The sequence below is a fragment of the Streptococcus sp. HMSC034B05 genome, assembly GCF_001809055.1.
Classification (GTDB): Bacteria; Bacillota; Bacilli; order Lactobacillales; family Streptococcaceae; genus Streptococcus; species Streptococcus constellatus.
Map to the genome: position 1 here is coordinate 41,401 of NZ_KV795585.1, position 6,270 is coordinate 47,670.

Annotated in this window: 5 protein-coding genes; 4 read left to right on the top strand and 1 reads right to left on the bottom strand. The window is 38.9% G+C overall.

The window, feature by feature from the left end:
- Positions 1 to 38: 38 nt before the first annotated feature.
- Positions 39 to 593: a TetR/AcrR family transcriptional regulator gene (locus tag HMPREF2542_RS00995; protein ID WP_048800573.1), complete on the bottom strand. Its 555-nt coding sequence runs from the start codon at positions 591 to 593 to the stop codon at positions 39 to 41.
- 133 nt (positions 594 to 726) lie between these two features.
- Between HMPREF2542_RS00995 and HMPREF2542_RS01000 the strand changes: the two genes are divergently transcribed.
- From HMPREF2542_RS01000 to HMPREF2542_RS01015, 4 genes are all read left to right on the top strand, one after another.
- Positions 727 to 1,428 (top strand): ABC transporter ATP-binding protein, encoded by a 702-nt coding sequence (locus tag HMPREF2542_RS01000; protein ID WP_003023878.1) that lies wholly within the window; start codon positions 727 to 729, stop codon positions 1,426 to 1,428.
- Between the two features lie 14 nt (positions 1,429 to 1,442).
- Positions 1,443 to 4,808, top strand: coding sequence for an ABC transporter permease (locus tag HMPREF2542_RS01005; protein WP_058669719.1), 3,366 nt, complete (start codon positions 1,443 to 1,445; stop codon positions 4,806 to 4,808).
- Positions 4,809 to 4,899: 91 nt separating this feature from the next.
- Entirely contained in the window at positions 4,900 to 5,736 is an 837-nt protein-coding gene (locus HMPREF2542_RS01010) for a metallophosphoesterase family protein (RefSeq protein WP_058669718.1), read from the top strand.
- 65 nt (positions 5,737 to 5,801) lie between these two features.
- The gene (locus HMPREF2542_RS01015) at positions 5,802 to 6,239 is read left to right on the top strand and encodes an Rrf2 family transcriptional regulator (protein WP_058669717.1); all 438 of its coding nucleotides are present in this window, start codon (positions 5,802 to 5,804) and stop codon (positions 6,237 to 6,239) included.
- Positions 6,240 to 6,270 lie beyond the last annotated feature (31 nt).

Consider the following 6,270-nt stretch of genomic DNA (forward strand, 5'->3'; position numbering starts at 1 on the left):
TTGAGGAAATCCCTTTTATAGAAATAGAGTTTTTTAGTTTACAATCGCCAAGCATCGTAATTAAAGGTTTGTAAAATCATATTCGTCATTTCTTCAGGCGTTTCTTTAGTGCCGCTTGAAATCCAGAGTGAGATAATGCCCTCTATGCTAGATAGAAAAACTTCAAGTGCATATTTTTCAGAAATGGGGAAATTTTCTTTTAAAAAGTGTTCGGTTTGAACTTTGTGCTGATCGTTCGTTAAAATACTAAGCATAAATTCACGGATTGTTTCACGGAAATTGAGGTAATGACTTTGAGAAACAGCATAAATTAGGTCGTGGTTTTGTTGGAGATAGCTTAGATTGGTAATGATTAGGTCATGTGTGTTTGTAGTTTCTTCAAAATTTTTACGTAATTGGGTAATAATTTCTTCTTTTAGTGTTTCAATTAGGTCGAATTTATCAAGATAGTGAAGATAAAAAGTTCCACGGTTGATACCTGCTCGTTGACAGAGTTTACTAACGGAAATTGTTTCAAATTTTTCTTCTAACAAGAGCTGAATGAGGGCTTCTCTGATATGCTGCTTGGTTGCTGTTTGTCGATTTTGTACCATAACACTCCTTAAATGAACACTCTGTTGATAATTGATGATTGCCTTTATGTTAAGTCTATTTTATAATAAAGATAGGATCTAATCAACAGCTTGTTTATTTAATTGGACATGGAAACTGAAAGAGGAAAAGACGATGGCTTATATTGAAATGAAGCATAGTTACAAACGATATCAAATGGGAGACACAGAAATTATTGCCAACAATGATATCTCTTTTGACATCGAAAAAGGAGAATTGGTCATCATTCTTGGAGCTTCTGGTGCTGGAAAATCGACGATTCTGAACATTCTTGGTGGAATGGATAGTAATGACGAGGGAGATGTCCTGATTGATGGGCAAAATATAGCGCATTACAACGCTTATCAACTGACAGACTATCGGAGAAATGATGTTGGTTTCGTCTTTCAATTTTATAATTTAGTTCCTAATCTGACGGCGTTAGAAAATGTTGAGCTGGCTTCGGAAATTGTTCAAGATGCACAGGATGCAGCAGAGGCGTTAGCAGCAGTTGGTTTGGGAAATCGGCTGCATAATTTTCCTGCTCAATTATCTGGCGGCGAGCAGCAACGGGTTTCCATTGCGCGTGCCGTGGCAAAAAATCCTAAAATTTTGCTTTGTGATGAACCAACAGGTGCGCTAGATTATAAAACAGGTAAGCAAGTACTGCAAATCCTTCAAGATATGTCGCGCAAGCAAGGTGCGACAGTGATTATCGTGACTCACAATGGTGCGTTAGCTCCGATTGCAGACCGCGTGATTCGTATGCATGATGCACGGATTCAGTCCGTCACTTTGAATGAACATCCTCAAGATATCGCAAGTCTAGAGTATTAGTGAGGAGTGGTGATATGAAAAAATCCATTCTAAATAAGGACATCAGGCTCTCTTTTCGTCAGTCCAAAGGACGCTTTCTGTCTATTATGTTTTTAATGATGTTAGGTTCTTTTGCGTTAGTAGGACTGAAAGCAGCCAGTCCAGACATTGAAAATTCAGCCAATCGTTATCTTTCGCAGATGAAAATGATGGATGTGGCAGTGATGTCAGACTATGGTATTAGCAAAGCTGATCAAAAAGAACTGAATGCAATTCCAAATACATATGTGGAATATGGCTATTTTACGGATACGGTGATTGGGGACAGCTCTGCGTCTGTCCGCGTTTTCTCCAAAACAGATAAAATATCCCAATTTAAACTGGTTTCAGGTTATTTTCCAACCAAGGAAGACCAAGTTGCTCTGGCTAGTTTTTGTCAAAGGAAATATAAGATTGGTGATAGCATTACTTTAAACGAGGAAGGGACCAATGAGTATGCTTTGAAACGACATACCTTTACAGTGACAGGATTTGTCAATTCAAGTGAATTGGCTTCAACTATTTCTCTTGGCAGTTCTAACTCAGGGAGTGGTACCTTGTCTGCTTATGCAGTTGTGACGCCCAAAACGTTTCAAAGTTCAGTCTATACGGTCGCTCGTTTGAGATATAACAATTTAAAAACACTCAACTCCTTTGGGGATTCCTATCGAAAAAAGGTAAAACAGCATGAAGATGAGTTAGAAAAGCTACTAGCTGATAATGGAAAAAAACGTTTATCAGAGATAAAAGCCCAAGCACAGACAAAAATTGCGGACGGAGAAGCAAGAATTCAAACTTCTCAACAAGCATTGGCAGATGCCCAGCAGCAACTAAGGAATGCGCAGGATCAAATTGATCAAAAAAGAGCAGATTTAGAGGTTGCTCAAGGTCAACTAACTGAAAAAGAAAGCTTACTTGCACAGGGCGCAGCTCAAATTGCACAGGCTGAACAAATTTTAGCAAGCTCGAAAGCAAAATTGGATACAGCCGCTGCTCAACTTTCTTCAGGTTGGGCACAATTGAACCAAATGAAAGCCCAATTAGATCAGGCAGCTAGTCAGTTGTCTGCTGCAAAAGAAAATGTAACAAATACTCAAGCTACATTAGCCATAGCGCAGGCGGAATTGGAAAAAGGTCAAGTTCAATTAGCAGCAGCTAAAGCGGATTTGCAGAAAAAAATGACCGCGCTTCAAGCACAAGGAATTGATCCAGCAACAGTGCCTGAAATTGTGGCAGCACAAACTCAACTAGCACAAGAAGAAGTGAAATTAAATCTTGCTCGTGCAGAATTAGAGAAAAAGCAGGCTGAATTTCAAGCTGGATTGTCACAGTACCAAAGCCAAGAAACGGTTTATCAAACGGGACTTGCCCAATACCAATCTGCTGTCGTGACATTGCGTGCGAAACAAGCTGAATATGACGCAGGCTTGGCTCAATATCAAAGTGGTCAGGCAACCTTAAGAGATAAGCAAGCTAAGTACCAAGCAGGCCAAGCCCAATTGGCGCAAGCAAAACAACAAATTGCAGATGGTCAGACGCAATTAAACCAAGCTCAGGCGACATTGAACGATAAAAAAACTGAATATGCGAAGCAAAAGGAAGATGCTGGAACAAAAATAAAAAATGGTCAAGCGGACATTCAAAAGGCAAAAGATGAAGTAGCTGGTTTGTCTGTGCCAACCTACCATGTGTATACACGCCGTACATTTCCAGGAGCGGACGAGTACACAACAACTGGCAATCGTGCTTATGGCATCTCAGCCGTAGGGAATGCTTTTCCGATTGTACTGTATCTGGTAGCGGCCCTTGTAACAGTCACAACGATGACACGTTTTGTCAGCGAAGAACGCACAAATGCTGGCGTTTTAAAAGCCTTAGGTTATCGGAACCAAGATGTCATTAAAAAATTTGCCGTCTATGGCTTGGTTTCAAGTTTAATCGGTTCAGTAATTGGAATTTTAGCGGGGACTTATTTCTTGCCTTATATTTTAGGGAAAACTATTTTTAAGACATCAACTTATCCAGTTTTGCGATTAGACTTTTATTGGGAAATTAGTCTCATTGCTCTTTTATGCTCGGTCTTGTGTGGCGTCGCACCAGCCCTCTATATTGCACATAAAGAATTGAAAGAAAAGCCGTCTCAATTATTGTTGCCTAAGGCACCTAATAAAGGCTCTAAGATCTTGCTAGAGCGGATTGGTTTTATTTGGCATCGCCTTAGTTTTGCGCAAAAAGTAACAGCTCGAAATATCTTTCGCTACAAGCAAAGAATGCTGATGACTATTTTTGGTGTGGCAGGCTCCGTCGCCCTTTTATTTGCTGGTCTCGGTTTGTCATCTTCTATGGCAGGTATAGGAAATCGTCAGTATGGAGAAATTATCAAATATGATGCTGTCATTTCGCAAAAACATCATCTCAAATCAGACGAGCAAGCAGCAATTAATCATTTATTAGCAGATAAAAAAATAGCTAAAAAACGCGGTATTTATCAAGAAACATTTACCAAAAAAATCAAGGGTGCTAAAGATGAGCAGTCTCTCGCGTTATTTGTGACAACAGGCAAGGATTTTCATCATTTCATGGAGCTTAATGAGAGTCGAAGCAAATCGAAATTGATGTTGTCTTCGCATGGAGCGATCATTTCTCAGAAATTAGCAACCATTATGCATGTTTCTGTTGGGGATACTTTTGAGGTGACTTCTGATGAGGGGAGACGCTATAAAATCAAAGTTTCTGCTATCGCTGAAATGTATGCAGGGCATTTTATCTTTATGAATCAGGACTATTATCAAACAGTATTTGATCGCAAGTTCCAAGAAAATGCTTATCTGATAAAATTGAAAGATTCCTCTAGTAAAAATATACAAGATACTGCAGCAGCATTCATGAAATTAACAGGTGTACGAGCAGTTGTACAAAATACGGGGATTTTGGAACAAATTGATGTTATTGTCAAGTCTCTTGGCTTTGTGATGCAGATTTTAACTGTTGCCTCTATTTTACTAGCCATTGTGATTCTTTATAACTTGATGAACATCAATGTTGCGGAGCGGATTCGAGAATTATCAACGATTAAAGTGTTGGGGTTCCATAATAAGGAAGTCACACTTTATATTTATCGAGAGACCATTCTTTTGTCTATTATTGGCATTATTGTAGGCTTGTTTTTAGGAAATATTTTACATCGTTCTCTTTTAGAGACAATTGCTCCGGATGCCTTTCTGCTCAACCCGACAGTATCGGTGTTTGTCTATCTTGTACCAGTCTTTTCTATCATCATGATTTTGATTGTCTTAGGATTTATGGTCAATGCAATATTGAGACGTATTGATATGTTGGAAGCGTTGAAGTCAGTAGATTGATGAGGCAGTAAAACTTTCACTCAAACTTGGGAGTGGAAGTTTTTTCTTGGTTTGTTATAATATTTCTATAAAGGACAAGTAAAATGAGATGATGAAACGAAAAATTGCTTTATTATCAGATATTCATGGAAATGTAACGGCATTAGAAGCTGTTTTAGCGGACGCCAAAAAGGAACAGGTGACCGATTACTGGTTTTTGGGAGATTTATTGGCACCCGGAACGGGTCGAAGGAAGATTCTTGACTTAATGGCTGCTTTACCGATTAGTCTTCAAGTGCGGGGAAATTGGGAAGATAGCATTTGGAATGCTCTTCATGGGAAATTAGATATCAGTCGCCCTAGTCATTTATATATGGTTTGTTTATGCCAGTATCTTTTGGAAGAAGTCACACCTGAAGAACTAGATCGATTGCATGAGTTGCCTTTGCAGCTTTTGACAAAAGTTGGCGATTTAGAAATTGCTGTGACTCATCATTTGCCAGATAAAAATTGGGGACGAGAGCTGATTCATATTGGTCAACAAGAGAATTTTGATCGCTTGTTTGAAGGTAACAATTGTGCCATTGCCATTTATGGTCATATTCATCAGCAATTTCTTCGTTATGCGACGGGGGGACAGATGATTATCAATCCGGGCTCTATCGGTCAGCCGTTTTTTCTAGATGCTTGTTTACGAAAGGATCTGCGAGCTCAGTATGCTATTTTAAAAATTGATGAACAGGGATTAGCAGATGTCGATTTTCGACGAGTGGCTTATGATGTAAATAAAGAATTGGAAATGGCTAGAACATTGAAGTTGCCTTATTATGAAGTATATTACGAAAGTCTGGTCAATGGAATTCATCATACGCATAATCATGATTTACTTCGAGCAATTAGTGAGCGAGAAGATTATGTTGCACATCTCAAGGAGTTTTTTGAGAAGTAACACTTGAAGTTACAACGTAAATAAAGTATACTAGTAATAGAATCAGCAAATGAAAGGAGTTTTACATGCAAATTTCGAGTCGTTTTACCATTGCCACGCACATGTTGACTGTTATAGCACTAGAATGTCAAGAACATAAAGTGACTAGTGATTTTTTAGCTGATAGCGTTGGAGTAAATCCTGTCATTATTCGCAAGACTTTATCTCAGTTGAAAAGTGCGGGCTTGATTTCCGTTGCGCGTGGGAGGGGAGGAGCTATCATTAGGAAAGATTTAAAAGACATTACCCTCTTGGATGTCTATCAGGCAGTAGAAAGTCTGGGCAAATCTGGGCAACTCTTTAGCTTTCATGAACATCCAAATCCATCTTGTCCCATTGGCAGAAATATTCACTTAGTTTTAGATGACAAATTAGCAGAAATTCAAGCAGCAATGGAAAAAGAACTGAGCAAGACCAGTCTGGCAGATGTCGTTGCATCTGCCCAAGAAAAGATAAAAAAATAGAGTCTGAGACAAAATAGTTCTCAGTCACAAA

What these genes read in the sequence shown, in the direction of transcription:
- HMPREF2542_RS00995 (WP_048800573.1), bottom strand. Translation starts at nt 593, where the DNA reads ATGGTACAAAATCGACAAACAGCAACCAAGCAGCATATCAGAGAAGCC.
- HMPREF2542_RS01000 (WP_003023878.1), top strand. Translation starts at nt 727, where the DNA reads ATGGCTTATATTGAAATGAAGCATAGTTACAAACGATATCAAATGGGA.
- HMPREF2542_RS01005 (WP_058669719.1), top strand. Translation starts at nt 1,443, where the DNA reads ATGAAAAAATCCATTCTAAATAAGGACATCAGGCTCTCTTTTCGTCAG.
- HMPREF2542_RS01010 (WP_058669718.1), top strand. Translation starts at nt 4,900, where the DNA reads ATGAAACGAAAAATTGCTTTATTATCAGATATTCATGGAAATGTAACG.
- HMPREF2542_RS01015 (WP_058669717.1), top strand. Translation starts at nt 5,802, where the DNA reads ATGCAAATTTCGAGTCGTTTTACCATTGCCACGCACATGTTGACTGTT.